This window comes from Stenotrophomonas sp. GL_111 (assembly GCF_057835245.1).
Genome location: NZ_CM174421.1, coordinates 3,553,005 through 3,573,244, shown reverse-complemented (window position 1 = coordinate 3,573,244; position 20,240 = coordinate 3,553,005). Strand labels below are relative to the sequence as shown.

Sequence of the window (20,240 nt, the reverse complement as noted above, 5' to 3'; positions counted from 1 at the left end):
GGTCACCAGGAGGTCTCCTCGACGGCAATGTCGGATGGGGTCACGAAGGAAGGGATGGCAGTGGAAATCGGGGGTGGCGCGAGCACGGTTGGTAGGGGCGGTCGCGTTCGCTCGCTCGCGCGGCGGCGCGGTTTGCGCGGGGGCCGTGGGCGGATGTCGGAGAGCAGCTGGGCCAACACCATCGCGTCGATGTTGCCGCCGGAGACGACGGCGCATTTGCGCTTGCCGGCCACGCGACGGCCGGCGGCCAACGCCAGCGCACCGGCGCCCTCGGCGATGACGTGTTCTTCCAGTGCCAGGCGCACCAGGGTTTCGCGCAGCTCGGCTTCACGCACGATCACCACATCGTCCAGCAGCGCGCTGCACAGCTTGCGGGTCAGGAAGCCGGGAATCTTCACCCTGACGCCATCGGCCAGGGTGGCGGCCGGGGCGATCTCACGGACGTCGCCGCGGATCGCACGGGCCATCGAATCGACGCCCTCGACCTGCGCACCGACGATGCGCACGCCCTGCGACTTCAACGCCAGCGCCACGCCAGAGGCCAGCCCGCCGCCGCCGATCGGCACGATCACCACGTCCGGCGCATGCGGGGCCAGTTCGATCCCCAGCGTGCCCTGGCCGGCGATCACGTCCGGGTCGTCGAAGGCGGACAGGAAGCGGTAGCCGTGCTGGTCGGCCAGCGCACGCGCGAAGGCATAGGCCTCGTCGTAGCTGCTGCCGTGCTGGCGCACGGTGGCGCCCCAATGGGCAACGCCGGCGATCTTGGTGGCCGGTGCGCCATGCGGCATCACCGTGATCGCCGGGATGTTCAGGCGGTAGGCCGCCCACGCCACGCCCTGGGCGTGGTTGCCGGCCGAGGCGCAGATCACCGGGCGATCATCGCCGCGCTCGCGGCCGGCCAGTAGCGCGTTCAATGCACCGCGCACCTTGTAGGAACCGGTGCGCTGCAGGTTCTCCAGCTTCAGCCACACTCCGAAACGCTCGGCGTAATGCAGCGGGGTGGGCGGCAGGAAACGGCGCAGCCGCGCCTGCGCGGCCAGCACGTCGGCGACGCTTACCTCGCCTACGTCCGGGTCCTGCGTGGCGTGGCTAGCGGGCATGGCGGTCCAGGCCATGCGGGTTGCCGCATGCTGCCCGCTGCGGGACCGACGCGCGTGCGCGCGCACCCTCTGCACGTCCGTGCGCTTGGAGAAGACACCTCCGTACCGGCACCGGTGACACGGTGCGGGCGTTCATGCGGAGACTCCGGCAGCAGGTTCCAGCGCGCTGATGCGCACCGAGATGCAGTCGTAGATCTTTTCGATCTGGCGGCACAGCGTTTCCGGCGGGCGGGTGCTGTCCACCACCAGCTGCAGGTGCCAGCGGCCATCATCGGCGGCATTGGGCGCACCGACGATCGCGCGCGGGGCAAAGCCGCGGCGTTCGGCCATGCCGATCACGCGCAGCAGCGCGCCTTCGGCCGGGGTCAGCACCAGGTCAAGCCGGTATTGCATTGGGAAACTCCTGGGACTGATGGGCAGGGTTGCTTTCCAGCATCGTGCTGTTGGCGTTGTTGGGCGGCACCAGTGGCCACACGTTGGCGCGTGCATCGATGGCCACGTGCAGCAGCGCCGGGCCGGGCTGGGCCAACAGTGCGGCCAGTCCGCCTTCGACGTCGTCGCGCGCCTCGATGCGGGTGGCCGGAATGCCGAACACCTGCGCCAGTGCGGCGAAGTCCGGGTTGTCGGACAGGTCGATCTCGCTGTAGCGCTCGGCGAAGAACAGCTCCTGCCACTGCCGGACCATGCCCAGCGAGCTGTTGTCGAGCAGCACGATCTTCACCGGCAGCCGGCAGCGCGCGATGGTCGCCAGCTCCTGCACGTTCATCATGAAACTGCCGTCGCCGGAGACCAGCACCACGGTGCGCTCGGGGCAGGCGAACTGCGCGCCCATCGCGGCCGGCAGGCCGAAGCCCATGGTGCCCAGCGCGCCACTGGTCAGGTGGTTGCGCGGGTGGCTGAAGCGGCAGTGCTGGGCCACCCACATCTGGTGCTGGCCGACATCGCAGGCGATTATCGCGTCGGCCGGGGCCAGCTCGCTCAGTCGCTTCAGCAGGGCCGGGGCGTAGATGTGCTGGCCGGGGGCGTCATAGCGCGCGGCGAAACGTTCGCAATGGCCGCTGCAGCGCTTGCGCCAGGCCTCCTGCGCGGCAGGCGGTGTGGCCGGTACCGCGGCGATCAGCGCACGTAGGGCGATGCCGACGTTGCCGGGCACGGCGACATCGGCACTGCGCAGCTTGGAGATCTCGTAGGCGTCGGCATCGATGTGGATCACCCGGGCGAAGGGGGCGAACTCGTTCAACTTGCCGGTGGCACGGTCATCGAAGCGTGCGCCCACCACCACCAGCAGATCGCTTTCCTGCACGGCCATGTTGGCCGCGCGGGTGCCGTGCATGCCCAGCATGCCCAGGTAGTGCGGATGCTGTGCGGGCAGCGCGCCCAGCCCACGCAAGGTCAGCACCGTGGGGATCGCGGTGGCCTCGACGAAGCGGCGGAAGTCCTCCACCGCATCGCCCAGCGCGATGCCGCCGCCGGCGTAGATCACCGGCTTTTCGGCCTCGGCGATGGCCACGATGGCCTGGGCCAGCGCCTCATCGCACGGGGCCGCTGGCGGGATCACGGCGGCCGGCACATGCACGGGCAGGTGCGCGGCATCGGCAATCTGCACGTCCTTGGGCAGGTCGATCAGGACCGGCCCGGGACGCCCTTCGCGGGCGATGCGGAACGCCTCGCGGACCACGCGCGGCAGGTCATCGACGCTGCGCACCAGCCAGCTGTGCTTGACGATCGGCAGGGTCAGCCCGAACACGTCCAGTTCCTGGAACGCGTCGGTGCCCAGCAGCGGGGTGGCGACCTGGCCGGTGATGCAGACCATCGGCACCGAGTCCAGCATCGCATCGGCGATACCGGTGACCAGGTTTGACGCGCCCGGGCCGGAGGTGGCGACACAGACGCCCACATGGCCGCTGGCGCGTGCATAGCCATTGGCGGCCAGGGCCGCGCCCTGCTCATGACGGACCAGGATGTGTTTCAGCCCGGAATCCACCAGGGCGTCGTAGAACGGCATGATGGTGCCGCCCGGATAGCCGAACAGCGTATGCACGCCCTCGGCTTCCAGGGCCTGCGTCAACCAGCGTGCGCCGTTGCGGGGCGCGCTGCTGTGGGCGGAGGTATTCATGCGGTGACCTTTGCGAAAGCGGTGGGGGAGCCGCGCGGGTTACGCGGCTTGTCCTTGCAACCAGACCATCTTGGCGCGCAGTTCCTTGCCTACCTTCTCGATCGGGTGCTCCAGGTCGGCCTGCTTGAACTTGTTGTAGTTCGGCAGGCCTGCTTCGTACTCGGCCACCCAGTTCTTGGTGAACGTGCCGTCCTGGATGTCGTTGAGGACTTCCTTCATGCGCGCCTTGGTGCCGGCGTCGATCACCCGCGGGCCGCTGACGTAGTCACCGTACTGCGCGGTTTCGGAGATGAACTCCAGCATCCGCGAGATGCCGCCTTCGTAGAACAGGTCGACGATCAACTTCAGTTCGTGCAGCACTTCGTAGTAGGCGATCTCCGGCTGGTAGCCGGCTTCCACCAGCGTCTCGAAACCGGCCTGGACCAGCGCCGAGGCACCGCCGCACAGCACGGCCTGCTCACCGAACAGATCGGTCTCGGTTTCTTCCTTGAAGGTGGTCTGGATCAGGTTGGCGCGCGCACCGCCCAGACCAGTGGCATAGGCCAGCGCGTACTCGGCGGCCTTGCCGCTCTTGTCCTGGTAGACCGCCCAGATGCACGGCACGCCACGGCCGATCTCGTACTCACGGCGGACCAGCGCGCCCGGGCCCTTGGGCGCCACCAGCACCACGTCCAGATCCTCGCGCGGTTTGATCATGTCGAAATGCACGTTCAGGCCATGCGCGAACAGCAGCACCGCGCCCTGTTTCATGTGCGGCGCGAGCACGTCCTCGTAGAGCTTCTTCTGCACCATGTCCGGGGTCAGTACCGCGACCAGATCGGCGTCGGTGACGGCCTCGGCCGGCGTTTTGACGGTGAAGCCATCGGCCTGTGCCTTGACCTCGGTCGGGCCACCCGGGCGCAGCCCGATGACGACATCGAAGCCGGATTCGCGCAGGTTCAACGCGTGCGCGCGGCCCTGGCTGCCGTAGCCGACAACAGCGATCTTGATCTGGGGCAGGTCGTGGGTGCTCATGGGGAAGGTCCTATGCAGAGAAGAAAAAAAATCGGCCGACGGTCTCAGGGACACATCGGCCGATCAGGGGAAGGGGTGGCGCCCGCAGCGCCACAACCGCACGCACACGCCGTGCGGGCGGCGGGGGTCGGTCGGGCGGTGGCGGGCTGGCGGGTCATGGCGGAAGGCAACTCGGGGAAGGGGGAGGCGGGGAGGGGGAGTGCGAAACGAAGGGTTCTGAAACGAAAAAACCCGCACCTGGTCGGATGCGGGTTTTGATGGATACCTGGCAGTCTTGCTTACACGCCGGTCCGTCCCGCACCTGTTGGTTGGGTAATAAGTACGAGTACAAGAAGCGAACGGATCGAGGCGCCGCCGGTGTCGGCGTGCTCGATGGATTCGCGGATGGCTGTGCGCTGCAACATGAGATCGAGAAAACCACAGCGGTTTTGACGGTGTCAACCTTTGCGACGACATTTCCAACAGTTTCGCCTGCATCCAGCGCAAAGCCCCGCCACACAAGGATGGTTGCGGGTGAAATCGTTCTGGTGAACCCGAATTCACTATTTTGCGTGGTCGTTATGCGCGGAAACGGTGGCGTTCGGACGTGCGGCCATGACCATTGTGGGATGTCGCCAAGGGCGCTCAGCGGCGACTATCCCCATTGCTTTCACCCATCAGGAATTGCCGTGCCTTCACCGATTGCCCGTGGTCTGCTGACCGCCGCCCTCCTGTGCGCCCTGCCGACGCTGTCTCAGGCCGCCGACCGCATCACCGGCCATACCTTCGCCACCCGTTCGGAAGTGATCGCCCCGCACGCGATGGCCGCCACCTCGCAGCCACTGGCCACCCAGATCGCGCTGGACGTGATGAAGTCCGGCGGCTCGGCGGTGGATGCGGCCATTGCCGCCAACGCGGCGCTGGGGCTGATGGAGCCGACCGGCAACGGCATCGGCGGCGACCTGTTCGCGATCGTGTGGGACCCCAGGACCGCGAAGCTGTATGGCTACAACGGCTCGGGCCGGTCGCCGAAGTCGCTCACCCTGGCCGAGTTCCAGCGCCGCGGCCTGAAGGAGATTCCGCCCACCGGGCCTTTGCCGGTGTCGGTGCCCGGTGCGGTGGATGGCTGGTTCGCGCTGCACGAGCGCTTCGGCCGCAAGCCGATGGCCGACAACCTGGCCCCGGCCATCCGCTACGCCCGTGAAGGCCATCCGGTGGCCGAGGTGATCGCCTACTACTGGGACCGCTCGGTGCCCAAGCTGTCGCCGTACCCCGGCTTCAAGGAGCAGTTCACGATCAACGGCCACGCCCCGCGCAAGGGCGAGATGTGGAAGAACCCGAACCTGGCCAACACCCTGGAGCAGATCGGGCAGGGCGGCCGCGACGCGTTCTACAAGGGCGATATCGCGCGCACCATCGGCAGCTACTTCAAGGCCAATGGCGGCTACCTGAGCTATGAGGACATGGCCAGCCACCACGGTGAGTGGGTGGAGCCGGTGAGCAGCAACTACCGGGGCTACGATGTGTGGGAGCTGCCGCCCAACAGCCAGGGCATTGCCGCGCTGCAGATCCTCAACGTGCTCGAAGGCTACGATTTCTCGAAGATCGCCTTCGGCTCACCCGAGCACGTGCATCTGTTTGTGGAAGCCAAGAAGCTGGCCTTCGCCGACCGCGCCCGCTTCTACACCGACCCGGCATTCCATCCGGCGCCGGTGGAAAAGCTGATCTCCAAGGGCTACGCCGCCGAGCGGCGCGCGTTGATCTCGATGGACAAAGCCCTGCGCGAGGTCCAGCCCGGCACGCCCAAGCAGTTGCAGGAAGGCGATACGATCTACATGACGGTGGCCGATGCGGACGGCATGATGGTGTCGCTGATCCAGTCCAACTACCGCGGCATGGGCAGCGGCATGGCCCCGCCGGGGCTGGGCTTCATCCTGCAGGACCGCGGCGAGATGTTCGTGCTGCAGAAGGATCATCCCAACGGCTATGCGCCGGGCAAGCGGCCGTTCCAGACCATTATTCCCGCCTTTGTGACCAAGGATGGCAAGCCATGGATGAGTTTCGGGGTGATGGGCGGTGCGATGCAGCCGCAGGGGCATGCGCAGATCGTGATGAACATGGTCGACTTCGGCATGAACCTGCAGGAGGCCGGCGATGCCCCGCGCATCCAGCACGAGGGCTCGACCGAGCCGACCGGCCAGGCCACCGCGATGCGTGATGGCGGCGAGGTGAACCTGGAAACCGGCTTCCCGTATGAAACGGTGCGTGCGCTGATGCGCAAGGGCCACCGCGTGGTGTTCGCCGATGGCCCTTACGGCGGCTACCAGGCGATCCTGCGCGATCCTGACACCGGCGTTTACTACGGTGCATCCGAAAGCCGCAAGGATGGCCAGGCTGCAGGCTACTGAGCACACAGAACGGTAGAGCCACGCCATGCGTGGCTGCACCGCCCGCATGAACGTTACCTAGGGTGCCCGCGCCGCTTCGTCGCGGGTTTCTTCCTGCGCTGCGATTTCGCGCTCGATCCACTCGTCCATCATCTTCCGCGCGCGCTGCGCGCGGCGTCGCTGCAGCGCGTATTCCATATCCAACACGCGGTACAGCGACCACATCACCAGCAGCATCAGCAGCGCGAACGGCAAGGCGGCAATGGTGATCATGCCCTGCAGTGCGTCCAGCCCACCGGCCAGCAGCAGTGAGCCGGCAATCAGCGCAATCGCCACGCCCCAGGTGATGCGCCGCGACAACGGCGGATCACCCGCTTCATCGGTGGACATGGTGGCCAGCACCAGCACCGCCGAATCGGCCGAAGTGACGAAGAAGATCACCAGCAGCACCAGCGCGACCACCGACAGCAGCATCGGCATCGGCAGGCTGTCGAACATGGTGAACAGTACCGTCTCATAGCCATTGCCCAGCGCCTGGACCAGGTCGACATGGCCGAAGATCTGCGACCACAACGCGGTGGCGCCGAACACGGAGAACCACAGAAAGCCCAGCAGGCTCGGCGCGATCACCACGCCCAGCACGAACTCGCGGATGCTGCGCCCGCGCGATACCCGCGCGATGAACGACCCCACGAACGGTGCCCAGGCAATCCACCACGCCCAGTAGAAAATCGTCCAGTCCGCCACCCAGGTGCTGCCCGAGAACGGCGACATGCGCAGGCTCATCGTCACCAGCTGGTTGAGGTAGGAGCCGATCGTGGTGGTGAAGGTATCGAAGATGAACGCCGTCGGCCCCAACACCAGCACCAGCGCCAGCAGCAGCGCTGCCAGGCCGAGATTGAAGTTGGACAGCCACTTGATGCCGCGTTCGACGCCACTGGCGGTGGACGCCATGTACAGCACGAAAGCGACCGCGATGATGGTCAGCTGCACGGGCGCGGTGGAGGGGATGCCGAACACCCGTTCGATGCCCGCCGCGATCTGGATCGTGCCGAAGCCCAGCGTGGTAGCCACACCGATCGCGGTGGCCACCACGGCCGACACGTTGACCACCGTGCCGATCCAGCCGCGGTGATGGCGGCCGATCAAGGGCTGCAGCAGATCACTGATCTGGCCGCGGCCATTGCGGTTGAACTGGAACCAGGCCATCGCCAGCCCGATCAGGGCGTAGATCGCCCACGGATGCAGGCCCCAATGGAAGAACGCATAGCGCATCGACGCGCGCGCGGCATCCATGCTCTGTGGCGCCAGGCCTTCCGGCGGTTTGACGAAATGTGAGATCGGCTCGGCCGCACCCCAGAACACCAGGCCGATGCCCATGCCCGCGGCGAACAGCATCGACATCCAGCTGGCGTTGGAAAAATCCGGCTCGGCGTCTTCACCGCCGATGCGCAGCGAGCCGAAACGGCCAAATGCCAGGTACATCAGGAACGACAGGGTGACGAACACCACCAGCAGGTACAGCCAGCCGGCGCTCTTGATGATATGCACCAGGCCGGTCTGGACGACCGCGTCGAAAGGACCGGGCGCAATCCCGGCAATCAGCACCAGCAGCAGGACCAGCGCGATGGAAACACGAAACACCATGCAGGAGTTTCTCCGAACAGAAGGGGCGAGCGAATGCTTGCAGTCTCCAGCGGCACAACGGCGACAACTGGGGCGAATCAAGCCGGTCGATGCCGGACGGCGCGGGGGCAGGGCCTGGCGCTGCACGGGGGAGTTGGAGTGATCCAAGCAGATACCGCGCCGAAGCATTGTAGGCCAAGTGGTGTAAGCGCTTTGTTCACATCCAAGCCGATGCGGGTGCCAATCGCGTGCGCGGCGGCGGAAATGTGCGGGCCTTTGTGCTCTAATTCGCCCCGAAGCGGGGGTACCGCGGCCACATGGCCAAGGTTGAGACAGTCCCTTCGAACCTGATCCGGTTGATACCGGCGTAGGAAGCTTCGCAACTGCAGACGCACTGCGCCACCGGGCCACCACACCCGGATACCGCCCGCATTCCGTCCGCCGTGCGCCGCCGCTTCGTCCCCGACCTCTTTGGACGATGCCCGATGAACGCACAGCCTTCCGCCCTGCAGCAACAGGCCCAGCAACTTTCCGAGTCGGTGACCCGCCCGATTCCCGGATCGCGCAAGATCCATGTACCCGGCTCGCGCAGCGACCTGCAGGTGCCGATGCGCGAGATCGTGCTGACCCGCACGCCCACCCTGTTCGGTGGCGAAGAAAATGCCCCGGTCACCGTGTATGACACCTCCGGCCCGTACACCGATCCCGACGTGCAGATCGATCTGTCGGTCGGCCTGCCGGCATTGCGCGCGGCCTGGGTGGCCGAGCGCGGTGATACCGAACTGCTGCACGGCCTGAGTTCGAGCTTCGGGCGCTCGCGCGAAACCGACGCCCGCCTGGATGCGGTGCGCTTCCCCTCGCGGATCACCCCGCGGCGTGCGGTGGCCGGTGCCAATGTCACCCAGATGCACTACGCGCGCCGCGGCATCATCACCCCGGAGATGGAGTTCGTGGCCATCCGCGAGAACCAGCGCCTGGAGGCGATCCGCGATGCGGCGCTGCTGGCCCAGCATCCCGGCGAGTCCTTCGGTGCGTCGATCCCGAAGATCATCACGCCGGCGTTCGTGCGCGACGAGATCGCACGCGGCCGTGCCGTGCTGCCCAACAACATCAACCATCCGGAAAGCGAGCCGATGATCATCGGCCGCAACTTCCTGACCAAGATCAACGCCAACATCGGCAACAGTGCGGTGTCCTCGGGCATCGCCGAGGAAGTGGAAAAGCTGGTGTGGGCGATCCGCTGGGGTGGCGACACGGTGATGGACCTGTCCACCGGCAAGCACATCCATGAAACCCGCGAGTGGATCATCCGCAATTCGCCGGTCGCCATCGGTACCGTGCCGATCTATCAGGCGTTGGAGAAGGTCGATGGCCGCGCCGAAGAACTCACCTGGGAGATCTTCCGCGACACCCTGATCGAGCAGGCCGAGCAGGGCGTGGACTACTTCACCATCCACGCCGGGGTGCTGTTGCGCTATGTGCCGCTCACCGCAAAGCGCGTTACCGGCATCGTTTCGCGCGGCGGCAGCATCCTGGCCAAGTGGTGCCTGGCGCACCACAAGGAGAACTTCCTCTACACGCATTTCGAAGACATCTGCGAGATCATGAAGGCCTACGACGTGACCTTCTCGCTGGGCGATGGGCTGCGCCCGGGCTGCATCGCCGATGCCAACGATGCGGCGCAGTTCGGTGAGCTGGAAACCCTCGGCGAGCTGACCAAAATCGCCTGGAAGCACGACGTGCAGACCATGATCGAAGGCCCCGGCCACGTGCCGATGCAGCTGATCAAGGAGAACATGGACAAGCAGCTGCGCGAGTGCGGCGAAGCGCCGTTCTACACGCTGGGGCCACTGACCACCGACATCGCGCCGGGCTACGACCACATCACCAGTGCGATCGGCGCGGCGATGATCGGCTGGTACGGCACCGCGATGCTCTGCTATGTCACCCCGAAGGAGCACCTGGGCCTGCCCAACCGCCAGGATGTGCGCGACGGCATCATGGCCTACCGCATCGCCGCCCATGCCTCGGACCTGGCCAAGGGCCATCCGGGTGCGCAGGTACGCGACAACGCGTTGAGCAAGGCGCGGTTCGAGTTCCGCTGGGAGGACCAGTTCCACCTCGGGCTGGATCCGGAGAAGGCCAAGGAATTCCACGACGAGACCCTGCCCAAGGACGCGCACAAGCTGGCCCACTTCTGTTCGATGTGCGGCCCGCACTTCTGCTCGATGAAGATCACCCAGGACGTGCGCGAGTACGCCGCCGAACATGGCCTGAGCGACCAGGCCGCGCTCAGCGAGGGCATGGCCGACAAGTCGGCGCAGTTCCGCGAGCTCGGCGCCGAGGTCTATCGCCAGGAGTGAGCCGTGCGCCGGGGTGGCGCGTGCCGCCCCGGCATCCTCATCCGGCCTGCGCGGCGTCCGGGCTAAGCTCGGCGGCGACAGGGCAGGGGACTCCGCATGGCAATCGCACGCACCACCCGTTGGCTGGCCATCGCCCGCCGCTATCCCTCTGCCTGGTTGCTGGGCGTACAGCTGCTGGGCGTGTTGCTGTACCCGGCCATGGACGAGGCCGGTGCCAGCGGCGCGTTGTTCGGCGCGTTCGGCATCGCCGTGCTGGGGTTGGCATTGTGGGTGGTGCGGCGCAGTCCGCTGGGGATAGGGCTGGCACTGCTGCTGGCCGTTCCGGCGGTGGCGTTCTCCATCGCCGGGGCGCTGCTCGGCCGGCCGGCGCTGGTTACCACCGCGCAGCTGCTGGAATGCCTGCTGTACTTCTATACCGCCGGCAGCCTGATCGCCTACATGCTCCAGGACCACAAGGTCACCCGCGACGAACTGTTCGCGGCCGGGGCGACATTCACCTTGTTGGCCTGGGCGTTCGCGTTCGCATTCGCGGTCTGCCAACAGTGGTATCCCGGCAGTTTCATGGCCACCAGCGAGACCGAATTACGCACGTGGATGGAGCTGCTTTATCTGAGCTTCAGTTTACTTTCCGGGGTCGGCCTGAGCGACGTGGTGCCGGTGCATCCGCAGGCCCGTGCGCTGGTTATGCTGGAGCAGTTTTCAGGGGTCATGTACGTGGCCCTGGTGGTATCGCGGCTGGTCGGTCTGACCATGCTCAAGCGGACACAAAACTGAATCGCAGATAAAAAATTCGCGCCCGAAGACGCGAATAGTGAAGCGATTTATGTGAATTCGTCGGCGAGAGAGAGCCTGTTGTCGTCCACGCGCATAGGCGCGGTTAACCGGCATAGGCTAGTATTCGCGCGCCAAAGTTTTTTTGCGGTTTGCGCTGATGCCTTGTGCGGAATCTGGCGGTTCGATCGATCAACGTTTGATCGTGATGAATGCTGCGTTCCTGTTGTTCAGTATTCACTCGTACCACCGGAATGATCAGCATCGAAAGTGAGACGCCTGCGGCCGATGTCATTCGAATCGGCGATTGCACCCTGACGCTGTCTTCGCGTGAGGTGGTCGTGGATGGCGCGCGTCGGGTCCGCAGGCTGACACCCAAGGCACTCGGTGTTCTGAAAGTGCTGATGCGCACCCCCGGTGCGGTGGTGACCCGCGATGAACTGTTCGCCGAGGTCTGGCCCGATACGCTGCCCACCAACGATGTGCTGACCCAGGCGGTCACCCAGCTGCGCAAGGCCTTTGCCGGCGACGACGAAGGCGGCCTGGCGTATATCGAGACCATCGCCAAGACCGGCTATCGGCTGCTGCAGCCGGTCAGCGTGGTGGAGCCGGTGCTGGCCGATCCGGCGGATCTCGATGCGGTAGTGGCCGAGGTGCCCGGGAATGACGTGATCGCCACGCCAGTGCGTTCCCCGCGCAGCCGCTGGCGGCGTATCCGTCGCCATGTCCTGCTGGTGATCGGCCTGGGCATGCTGGTGGCGTTGCTGGTGATGGCCGCGTTGCTGCTGCAGCGACCGCGCGCGGATGCACCCCCCAATGGTGTGCTCGAAGACGGCAGCCGGGTCATCGGCAGCCCGCAGCGCCCGTATCGCCTGATTACCGCCACCGCCGGCTTTGAAACCTATCCCACGCTGTCGCCGGATGGCTCGCAGGTGGCCTACGAGGCCGACAGCGGCCGCCCCGATGGCGGCACCATCAAAGTGCAGACCTCCGGAAGTGCGCCGGCGCGGTTGTTGACCGAGACGCCGGACGGGTTTTCCGACCGCTTCCCGAACTGGTCGCCGAATGGCCGCGAGATCGCCTTTGCCAGGTTCGGCGTGGACAACAGCTGCGAGGTGCTGGTTGCCAATGCCACGGGCGGTGGCCTGCGTCACCTGACCCGTTGCGATGGCACCGAACTGCTCAGTTTCGATTGGACCCCGGATGGGCGCGGGCTGGTATTCGGCTCATTGGCCGGGCGCTTCGCGCACCGCGGCATCCGCGTGCTGGATCTCGCCAGTGGGCACTGGACGGCGCTGGACTACGAGATCGCCGAGGACAGCTTTGACTACGCACCGCGTTTCTCGCCCGATGGCCGCTGGATCGTGTTCGTGCGCAATCCGCAGATCGGCGATCTATGGCGGATGCCGGCCCAGGGCGGGGTGCCCGAGCAGTTGACCGGCGATTCGGCCGAAATCCGCGGCTGGGCCTGGCGCAGCGACAGCCGCCATATCGTGTTCGGCCGACGCGTGGACAGCGAATCGCGGCTGTATGAGCTGGACACCGAGACGCGCACGCTGCGCGATGTCGGGATCGACGATGCGCAATCACCGGCGCTGTCGCGGCACAACAACATGCTGGCCTTCGTGCACCGCAAGGCGCAGTTCGGCTTGTTCCGGGTGCCGGTGGAGAACGGGCATCCGGGACGCCCCGAGCGTCTGTTCGCCTCCAATGGCCGCGATGGGCAGCCGATGCTCGCACCGGATGGACACCAACTGGTGTTCACCTCGGACCGCTCCGGCAACTACGGGCTGTGGTGGGCCGATCTGACCCGCCCCGATTCACTGCGCCCGGTGGAAGGGCTGCGCCCGGAAACCCGCCAAGCGGCCGACTGGTCGCCTGACAGCACCACGTTGCTCGTATCCGGGCGTGATGCACAGGCGCGCCCGGTGATCTATGAAGTGTCGCCGCGCGATGAGCAGGTGGTGGCGCTGCCGGTCCCGGTCGCGCAGCCGCTGCAGGCGCTGTATGCCGGCGATGCCGATCACGTGCTGGTGGTCGAGCGCGACCCGGACGAGCGCATGCGCTTGTCGTTGTTTGATCGGCGGGCCACGCCCTGGCGTCTGCTGGGCAGCATCGAAGGCGTATCGCAGGCGCGTTTCGACGCCGCCGCCCAACGCGTGGTGTTTACCCGGCTCTCGGCCGGTGGCCTGTGGTCGGCCGATGCCCTGCTCAGCCCCGGCAGCATCCAGCAGGTCAGCGAAGACCGGCCCTCGCGTTGGCGGTACCGGACCTGGACCGTGGCTCGTAACGGCAGCCTGGACTACCTGTCCAATCGTGCTGATTGCGCCACGCTGTTCGCGCGCATCAACAGTCCGGACGCCGGCACCGAATACTGCCTGGACCGTGATCGGCTGAGCGCCGGTAACGGCTTCAGTGCGCAACCCGATGGCAGTGCGGTGTACCTGGCGCTGGCCGTGGCCGATGGCGCGGACATCGGCGTGATGAACCTGCCGGCGCCGGTCGCCCCGGTCTTTTCCTCGGCCGCCAACCTGCTGTTCTTCAAGGAAAAATAGCCTTCGTGATTCTTTCGTGCCGACGTCGTGTCGATTTCGGATGAATCTCGGATGGAATTCCTGACCGCGTTGACCTGATTTGGCAAAACGGGTGCCCCGTAACGGCAAACCCCACGGTGCAGTCATGCGTCAGCTTTCCCTGGCCGATCGAGGCCAATCGCTCTCCCTGGACAAGATCGTCGACGACGGTCCGCTGCCCGCGTGTCTTGGCGTAGCCCGCCTGGGCAGCCTGCAGACGACCGGCACCACGTTCACGGTCTGGATGCAGCTGCGCGGTAGCGCCTGGGTGGAATCGAAGGAGGGCAAGTTCCGGCTGCGCCAGGGCGAGTGGATCGCCTTCGAGAAGGAATCGCGCCCGATGGTGCAGGCTGGTCGCGACGGTCTGTGCATCGGCCTGAGCCTGACCCCGGATGCGCTGCGCGCACTCAGTGACCTGGCCGACTGCGGCCTGTACGCCGGTCGCGGCACGATGACCCGTGGCGAACTGCGCGTGGCGCTGCGGCTGTGGCGCGATGCCCTGGCCAGTGGCCAGCCCGCGCAGGCACTGCGCCCGGTGCTGTTGCATCTGGCTGCGTTGCAGCAGGGCATGGCCAGCGGCGTGCAGCGCTGTCCGGGCCGGTCGCGCAGCCGCAAGCGCCAGGTGTTCGGCCGCATGCAGCGTGCGCGCCTGTACCTGGAAGGCAACAGCCACCGCGTGGTGCGCATCGGTGAACTTGCTGAACTGACCAACTTCTCCAGCTGGTACCTGTCCAAGACCTTCCAGAGTCTGTATCAGGAGAGCCCGCAGTCGCTGTCCGCGCGCCTGCGCCTTGAGCGCGCTGCGGACCTGCTGCGCGATACCGACATGATGGTGGGCGAAGTCGCGGCGGCCAGCGGATTTGACAACTGCTGCAGCTTCGCACGGGCGTTCCGTGCCCGCTTCGGGTTGTCTGCGTCACGCTATCGCGCGGCGGGTGCGAATCTCTCGCCAGAGTCGGCAAAGTCTTCGGTTGTCTCACGCAAATAATTCATTGCAACGCAATCGTAACTTTCCGAGGTGTCTTAACACGTCACTAACGTACCTCGGAGAGAAACATGAAATTTCGTTCACCCGCAGTTCGGCTGGGCCTTCTGCCCGCCGGCATTGCGCTTGCGTTGTCGCCGACCTTCGCGTCCGCGCAGGAAGCCAGCAGCGGCACCACCGACCTTGACCGCATCTCGGTCACCGGTTCGCGCATCCGTCAGGCCAGCATGGAAACCGCGCAGCCGGTGATCGCGCTGCAGCGCGCCGACATCGAGAAGCAGGGCTTCACCAGCGTCGCCGACATCGTGCAGAACCTGGCAGCCACCGGTTCGCCGGCGGTCAGCCGCGCCGATGCGCTCTCGTCCGGTGAAGAAGTGGGTGGTCAGTACGTCGATCTGCGCAACCTTGGCCCGGAGCGCACCCTGGTGCTGCTCGACGGCAAGCGCATGGGCGTGAGCACCGGCGGCTACACCGATCTGGCTGCGATCCCGACCTCGGTCATCGAGCGCATCGAAGTGCTGACCGATGGCGCTTCGGCGATCTACGGTTCGGATGCCATCGCCGGTGTGATCAACATCATCACCCGCAAGAACTTCAACGGTCTGGAAGCCAGCGTCTACGGCGGCCAGTACGGCCAGGGCGACGGCCAGAAGGAAGTCTACAACTTCGTTTACGGCCAGACCGGTGAGCGCGGTTCGATCACCTTCGGTGCCGAGTACAGCAAGGAAGACGAGGTCCGTGCACGGGACCGTGCGTTTAGCCGTTACCCGAACGGTCCGTTCCACCCGACCCCGGATGCCAACGGCGCCAACGGTTGGTCGGCAGCGTCCAACCAGGGCGTGCTGATCGACGACATGGGCACCCCGAAGAATTCCGACGACGACATCTGGTACACCCGCGCTGCCGGTGCCACCGGCAATGCCATCGGCGACTTCCGCGAATTCGGCACCGGCGACTACACCAACGCCAGCCAGGAAATGTGGCTGCAGAACAAGCTGCAGCGTCGTTCGGTGTTCGCCAATGGCGACTACGACCTCACCGACAACATCCGCGCCACCGCGAACGTGCTGTACACCAAGCGCAGCGCAACCCAGCAGATCGCCGGCTATCCGTACCAGTCGGAAGTCTATGGCACCAAGCTCTCGGCCAACAGCATCTACAACCCGCTGGGCAAGGATGCGGACTTCATCCGTCGCACCTCCGAGATGCCGCGCCAGACCGAATCCGAGCAGGATACCTTCCGCTTCAGCGCTGGCCTGGAAGGCTCGTTCGAGTTCGCCGACAAGTACTGGGACTGGGACGTGGGCTACGTCTACAACCAGAACAAGGGCGTCAAGTCCGGCACCGGCAACCTGTTCATCCCCAATGTGCAGAATGCTGTGGGCCCGTCGTTCGTCGATGCCGGCGGCGTTGCCCGTTGCGGCACCGCTGGCAACGTGATCGCCGGTTGCACCCCGTGGAACCCGCTGCTGCCTTACGGCACCGCTGGCCAGGGTTCGCTGGCCGATCCGGCCCTGCAGTCCTACCTGTTCCTGCCGAGCCACGACACCTACACCAACACCACCAAGGCCTACAGCGCCAACATCAGCGGTTCGCTGATGTCGCTGCCGGCCGGTGAGCTGGCCATCGCGGCGGGCTACGAGCACCGTGAAGAAAGCGGCGAGTACAACCCGGATGCGCTGCTGCAGTCGGGCCTGAGTACCGATCTGGCCGGTGCGCCGACCAAGGGCCGCTACGAGCTCGACGAGTTCTATGTCGAAATGAACGTGCCGATCCTGGCCGACATGGCCTTCGCCAAGGAACTGTCGCTCGATATGGCCGGCCGTTACTCGGACTACAACACCTTCGGCGACACCATCAACAGCAAGTTCGGCCTGAAGTGGAAGCCGATCGACGACCTGCTGGTGCGTGCGACCTATTCGACCGGCTTCCGCGCCCCGAATATCGCCAACATGTACGGCGGCACCTCGCAGACCTTCGACATCTACACCGACCCGTGCGACAGCAGCTTCGGCTCGGCCGCGCGTAACGGTTCGGTTGCCGCTGCCTGCCAGGCCGCGGGCGTGCCGGCGAACTTCCACCAGATCACCTCCGGTGGCGCACAGTCCACCGGCCCGGGCACCCAGTCCTACAGCGCCTTCGAGTCGGGTTCCAACCCGGAGCTGAAGCCGGAAACCTCCAAGACCTGGACCGCCGGCCTGGTCTACAGCCCGCAGTTCGTGCAGGGCCTGGACGTCAGCCTGGACTGGTGGAAGATCCGCATCGACAACGTGATTGCTGCCGAGTCGGTCACCTCCATCCTCAACCAGTGCTACGTGCTGGGCGTGCAGTCGGCGTGTGAGCGTTTCAGCCGTGGTACCGAAGGCCGCACCGCCAACCAGGTGGTCGACGTCACCCGTACGCTGATCAACGGCGGCTACCAGGAAACCGCGGGCTATGACCTGGGCGTCAAGTACCGTCTGCCGGAGTTCTCCTTCGGCAAGATCGTCATCGACTGGAAGACCACCTACGTCGATTACCTCGAGTACAAGCGTGACAACGAAGCAGAAACGCCGGTCGAGCAGCACACCGGCTGGGCCACCGGCGATTGGGGTGCCAACTTCCGCGTGCGTTCCAACCTCAACGTCGACTGGAGCCTGGGCAACTTCGGCGTGAACTGGGGCGTGCGTTACTACTCCAGCATGAAGGAGCCGTGCTCCTACGACACCGAGTGCAACCTGCCGGACTTCACCTCGGCCTACACCCTGGCCCAGCCGACCCGCAAGGTGGGTTCGAACACCTTCCACGACGTGCAGTTCCGCTACAACACGCCGTGGGATGCCACCATCTCGGTGGGTGCCAACAACGTGTTCAACCACGAAGGCCCGGTGATGTACAGCCAGCCGAACTCGAGCTTCTCGTACTACGGTGGCTTCGATATCGGTCGCTACTACTACATGAAGTACACCCAGCGCTTCTGATCCATCGAAACGCTGCAGTAGCACCAGGAGGGCGGGCCGCAAGGTCCGCCCTCTTTTTGTCAGGGAATTCTGACTTCGCGCAAACAGTGATGAACTTCACGTTCGCCGTGGAAAATGGCTTGATACCGTCAGCCGTCCAATGACGGACGACGAGGGATCGACATGAAGATGACGCTCGCCCAGAAAACCTCCGCCGTACTCCTGGCCAGCTTGGCCTTTGCCAGCAGTGCGTCAGCCGACCTGATCGTCTGCGCAGGCGGACGCTACTGCGACCAGGTCCGTATGGAATGCATCAGCAACGGGGGCGCTCAGTGGTACTGCGAGCGTGTGTGGCGCGATTGCGTGCTGGATGCCTGTCCGCAGTGATGAAACAAAAATGGCGCGCCCACGGCGCGCCATTCTGTGTGGCAACCCCGGGCGCAATGCTCAGGCTTCGGTGGCCACCAGCCCCATCAGGCCATTGGCATGGTCACGCCACTGCGGCAGCTTATTGAGCACGCCAGCACGCTGCAGGTACTCCTCATCGACCGGGTCACCATTGATCAAGGCCAGCGCCACATGCACCGCACCGGTTACCCAGAAGCTGCGTGTCGTGGATTTCTGCGGTTCCAGGTGGAACGCCACGGCCTCGATGATCGGCATCGGCAGGCCCCACAGGCCCAGCAGGTAGGCACCGGCTTCGGCATGACCCGGGCGGTCATCATCGGCCGCGGCCGGTTCGCCGCGCTCGTTGCGTACGCCGGGCAGCAGCAGGCCGATATCGGCCAGCAGGGCGGCGGTGGCACCGAGTTCAGCGCTCGACTCCGGCAGCAGCTTGGCGGCCAGGCGCGAGGCCAGCAGCGCACGCTGCTGCAGTGAGTTGCGTTCGGCCCCCGACAGCGGCGGCGCCGAGAACACTTCGCTGGCCAGCACCAGGTCGCGCAGGGTCGACAGGCCCAGTCGGGTCACCGCGGTGCGCAGGTCGGAAATGATCCGGCCGCTGTTGAAGAACGCCGAGTTGGACAACTGCAGCACCTTGGCCGCAATCGCCGGATCGGCGGCGACGAGCTTGGAGACGTCGGCGGTGTTGGTGTCGTCGTCGTGTTCCAGTGCCTGGGTCAGGCTCAGGTACAGATGCGGCGGCGAAGGCAGCTTCTCGATCCGGCCAATGGCGCTACGCAGGCGCGCGCTGTCGAGCAGTTCGCGCAGTTCTTCCAGGCTGGTCAGTGCTTCCAGCAGGACTTCCGGTGCCAGCGGCATCGGCAGGAAGCGATGGGCCACCCCGATCAGGCGCGCCGGTGGCGGGCGGTTGCCCTGGTCGGCGTCGACCAGCGCGATGCGGATGGTTTCCGGACGCAGCGTACGGATCTGCCCCAGCAACGTGGTGGCATTGAGATCGGGCAGGGTCGGGCAGACAATCACCGCATCCACCGCCGCCGCAGCGACGATGCTCATGGCCGTCTGGCCATCGGTTGCGGTCAACGGTTGCCACTCTTCCCCAAGATCGGCAATGAAATCGGTCAGCTCAGCCGACAGGCTGGCTTGGTCCCCAACAAGCAGAATACGCACGACACAGTCCCCTGGCTGACCACGGTGAAACGCACCGTGGACGGTGTGAAGACGCAATGTACCCAATCCGGCACAAATAGTGATGTGCCGCATTCAAAAAACGTGATGTTCATCGCTCCGGCGACGGGCGCCGGAGCGATGCGGTTCAGTCTCAGCCGTTGTTGCTGAGGTAGCGCTGGTGCGCTTCCACCAGAATTTGCTTGGCTTCAGCGGCGCCGGCCCAACCGTCCAGCTTGACCCACTTGCCCTTTTCCAGATCCTTGTAATGCTCGAAGAAGTGGCCGATGCGCTCCAGCCAGTGGCTGGACACCTGCTCGATGTCTTCCACGTGCGCGTAGCCGCTGAACACCTTGGAGATCGGCACGGCCAGGATCTTCTCGTCGCTGCCGGCTTCATCGCTCATCTTGAGCACGCCGACCGGGCGGCAACGCACCACGGAGCCGGGAATCAGCGGCAGCGGCAGCACCACCAGCACGTCGGCCGGGTCGCCATCGCCGCACAGGGTGCTCGGCACGTAGCCGTAGTTGCAGGGGTAGCGCATCGGGGTGGACAGGATGCGGTCGACGAAGATCGCGCCGGTTTCCTTGTCCACTTCGTACTTCACCGGCTCGGAATCCTTCGGGATCTCGATGATGACGTTGATTTCTTCCGGCGGGTTCTTGCCGGGCGAGACGAGTTCCAGACCCATGGTGTACTCCGAGAGGGGGATGTAGGCGGATAGCCCCCCATTTTATGCCTTTGCCCGCCTGCGTGCAGCGGCATCGGGCTGACACGCCGTTTCCGGGTTGCCTGACCCGTATACGCGCGGTTGCCGGATG

General features: G+C 65.6%; 14 protein-coding genes and 1 riboswitch. Of the genes, 7 read left to right on the top strand and 7 right to left on the bottom strand.

Going from position 1 to position 20,240, the window contains the following annotated elements:
* Positions 1–2 precede the first annotated feature (2 nt).
* The 4 genes from AC3IPM_RS15870 to ilvC form a co-directional block, all read right to left on the bottom strand.
* Positions 3–1,100 (bottom strand): threonine dehydratase, encoded by a 1,098-nt coding sequence (locus tag AC3IPM_RS15870; protein WP_489301040.1) that lies wholly within the window; start codon positions 1,098–1,100, stop codon positions 3–5.
* Positions 1,101–1,232: 132 nt separating this feature from the next.
* On the bottom strand, positions 1,233–1,493 hold the full coding sequence (locus AC3IPM_RS15865; protein WP_489301038.1) for an ACT domain-containing protein: 261 nt from the start codon (positions 1,491–1,493) through the stop codon (positions 1,233–1,235).
* A complete protein-coding gene (gene ilvG, locus AC3IPM_RS15860) occupies positions 1,477–3,216 on the bottom strand; it encodes an acetolactate synthase 2 catalytic subunit (RefSeq protein WP_489301036.1) in 1,740 nt (579 codons plus the stop codon). Before ilvG ends, AC3IPM_RS15865 begins: the two co-directional genes overlap by 17 nt.
* 39 nt (positions 3,217–3,255) lie before the next feature.
* Positions 3,256–4,230: a ketol-acid reductoisomerase gene (gene ilvC, locus AC3IPM_RS15855; protein ID WP_489301034.1), complete on the bottom strand. Its 975-nt coding sequence runs from the start codon at positions 4,228–4,230 to the stop codon at positions 3,256–3,258.
* A gap of 680 nt (positions 4,231–4,910) precedes the next feature.
* Between ilvC and ggt the strand changes: the two genes are divergently transcribed.
* The gene (ggt, locus tag AC3IPM_RS15850) at positions 4,911–6,617 is read left to right on the top strand and encodes a gamma-glutamyltransferase (protein WP_489304179.1); all 1,707 of its coding nucleotides are present in this window, start codon (positions 4,911–4,913) and stop codon (positions 6,615–6,617) included.
* A gap of 57 nt (positions 6,618–6,674) precedes the next feature.
* On the opposite strand, the gene AC3IPM_RS15845 is transcribed toward ggt, so the two are convergent.
* The gene (locus tag AC3IPM_RS15845; protein ID WP_489301032.1) at positions 6,675–8,243 is read right to left on the bottom strand and encodes a BCCT family transporter; all 1,569 of its coding nucleotides are present in this window, start codon (positions 8,241–8,243) and stop codon (positions 6,675–6,677) included.
* A gap of 269 nt (positions 8,244–8,512) precedes the next feature.
* A riboswitch (TPP riboswitch) is annotated at positions 8,513–8,613 on the top strand.
* A 94-nt stretch (positions 8,614–8,707) separates the two neighbouring features.
* Here AC3IPM_RS15845 and thiC point away from each other — a divergent pair.
* From thiC to AC3IPM_RS15815, 6 genes are all read left to right on the top strand, one after another.
* Positions 8,708–10,585: a phosphomethylpyrimidine synthase ThiC gene (thiC, locus tag AC3IPM_RS15840; protein ID WP_489301030.1), complete on the top strand. Its 1,878-nt coding sequence runs from the start codon at positions 8,708–8,710 to the stop codon at positions 10,583–10,585.
* A 96-nt stretch (positions 10,586–10,681) separates the two neighbouring features.
* A complete protein-coding gene (locus AC3IPM_RS15835; protein ID WP_489301028.1) occupies positions 10,682–11,359 on the top strand; it encodes an ion channel in 678 nt (225 codons plus the stop codon).
* A 251-nt stretch (positions 11,360–11,610) separates the two neighbouring features.
* Positions 11,611–13,911 (top strand): winged helix-turn-helix domain-containing protein, encoded by a 2,301-nt coding sequence (locus AC3IPM_RS15830; protein WP_489301026.1) that lies wholly within the window; start codon positions 11,611–11,613, stop codon positions 13,909–13,911.
* Between the two features lie 124 nt (positions 13,912–14,035).
* The gene (locus AC3IPM_RS15825; protein ID WP_489301024.1) at positions 14,036–14,917 is read left to right on the top strand and encodes an AraC family transcriptional regulator; all 882 of its coding nucleotides are present in this window, start codon (positions 14,036–14,038) and stop codon (positions 14,915–14,917) included.
* Between the two features lie 68 nt (positions 14,918–14,985).
* On the top strand, positions 14,986–17,874 hold the full coding sequence (locus AC3IPM_RS15820; RefSeq protein WP_489301022.1) for a TonB-dependent receptor: 2,889 nt from the start codon (positions 14,986–14,988) through the stop codon (positions 17,872–17,874).
* Between the two features lie 162 nt (positions 17,875–18,036).
* Positions 18,037–18,240 (top strand): hypothetical protein, encoded by a 204-nt coding sequence (locus AC3IPM_RS15815; protein WP_489301020.1) that lies wholly within the window; start codon positions 18,037–18,039, stop codon positions 18,238–18,240.
* A 60-nt stretch (positions 18,241–18,300) separates the two neighbouring features.
* Here the strand turns inward: AC3IPM_RS15815 and AC3IPM_RS15810 are convergent, their stop codons facing one another.
* Together AC3IPM_RS15810 and ppa are read right to left on the bottom strand one after the other, a co-directional pair.
* Positions 18,301–19,422, bottom strand: coding sequence for an HDOD domain-containing protein (locus AC3IPM_RS15810; protein ID WP_489301018.1), 1,122 nt, complete (start codon positions 19,420–19,422; stop codon positions 18,301–18,303).
* 151 nt (positions 19,423–19,573) lie between these two features.
* A complete protein-coding gene (gene ppa, locus AC3IPM_RS15805) occupies positions 19,574–20,110 on the bottom strand; it encodes an inorganic diphosphatase (protein WP_038686419.1) in 537 nt (178 codons plus the stop codon).
* Positions 20,111–20,240: the final 130 nt, after the last annotated feature.

Bases quoted from the DNA above. Each gene is read 5' to 3' on its own strand.
- AC3IPM_RS15870 (WP_489301040.1), bottom strand. From the start codon at position 1,100: ATGCCCGCTAGCCACGCCACGCAGGACCCGGACGTAGGCGAGGTAAGC.
- AC3IPM_RS15865 (WP_489301038.1), bottom strand. From the start codon at position 1,493: ATGCAATACCGGCTTGACCTGGTGCTGACCCCGGCCGAAGGCGCGCTG.
- ilvG (WP_489301036.1), bottom strand. From the start codon at position 3,216: ATGAATACCTCCGCCCACAGCAGCGCGCCCCGCAACGGCGCACGCTGG.
- ilvC (WP_489301034.1), bottom strand. From the start codon at position 4,230: ATGAGCACCCACGACCTGCCCCAGATCAAGATCGCTGTTGTCGGCTAC.
- AC3IPM_RS15845 (WP_489301032.1), bottom strand. From the start codon at position 8,243: ATGGTGTTTCGTGTTTCCATCGCGCTGGTCCTGCTGCTGGTGCTGATT.
- thiC (WP_489301030.1), top strand. From the start codon at position 8,708: ATGAACGCACAGCCTTCCGCCCTGCAGCAACAGGCCCAGCAACTTTCC.
- AC3IPM_RS15835 (WP_489301028.1), top strand. From the start codon at position 10,682: ATGGCAATCGCACGCACCACCCGTTGGCTGGCCATCGCCCGCCGCTAT.
- AC3IPM_RS15830 (WP_489301026.1), top strand. From the start codon at position 11,611: ATGATCAGCATCGAAAGTGAGACGCCTGCGGCCGATGTCATTCGAATC.
- AC3IPM_RS15825 (WP_489301024.1), top strand. From the start codon at position 14,036: ATGCGTCAGCTTTCCCTGGCCGATCGAGGCCAATCGCTCTCCCTGGAC.
- AC3IPM_RS15820 (WP_489301022.1), top strand. From the start codon at position 14,986: ATGAAATTTCGTTCACCCGCAGTTCGGCTGGGCCTTCTGCCCGCCGGC.
- AC3IPM_RS15815 (WP_489301020.1), top strand. From the start codon at position 18,037: ATGAAGATGACGCTCGCCCAGAAAACCTCCGCCGTACTCCTGGCCAGC.
- ppa (WP_038686419.1), bottom strand. From the start codon at position 20,110: ATGGGTCTGGAACTCGTCTCGCCCGGCAAGAACCCGCCGGAAGAAATC.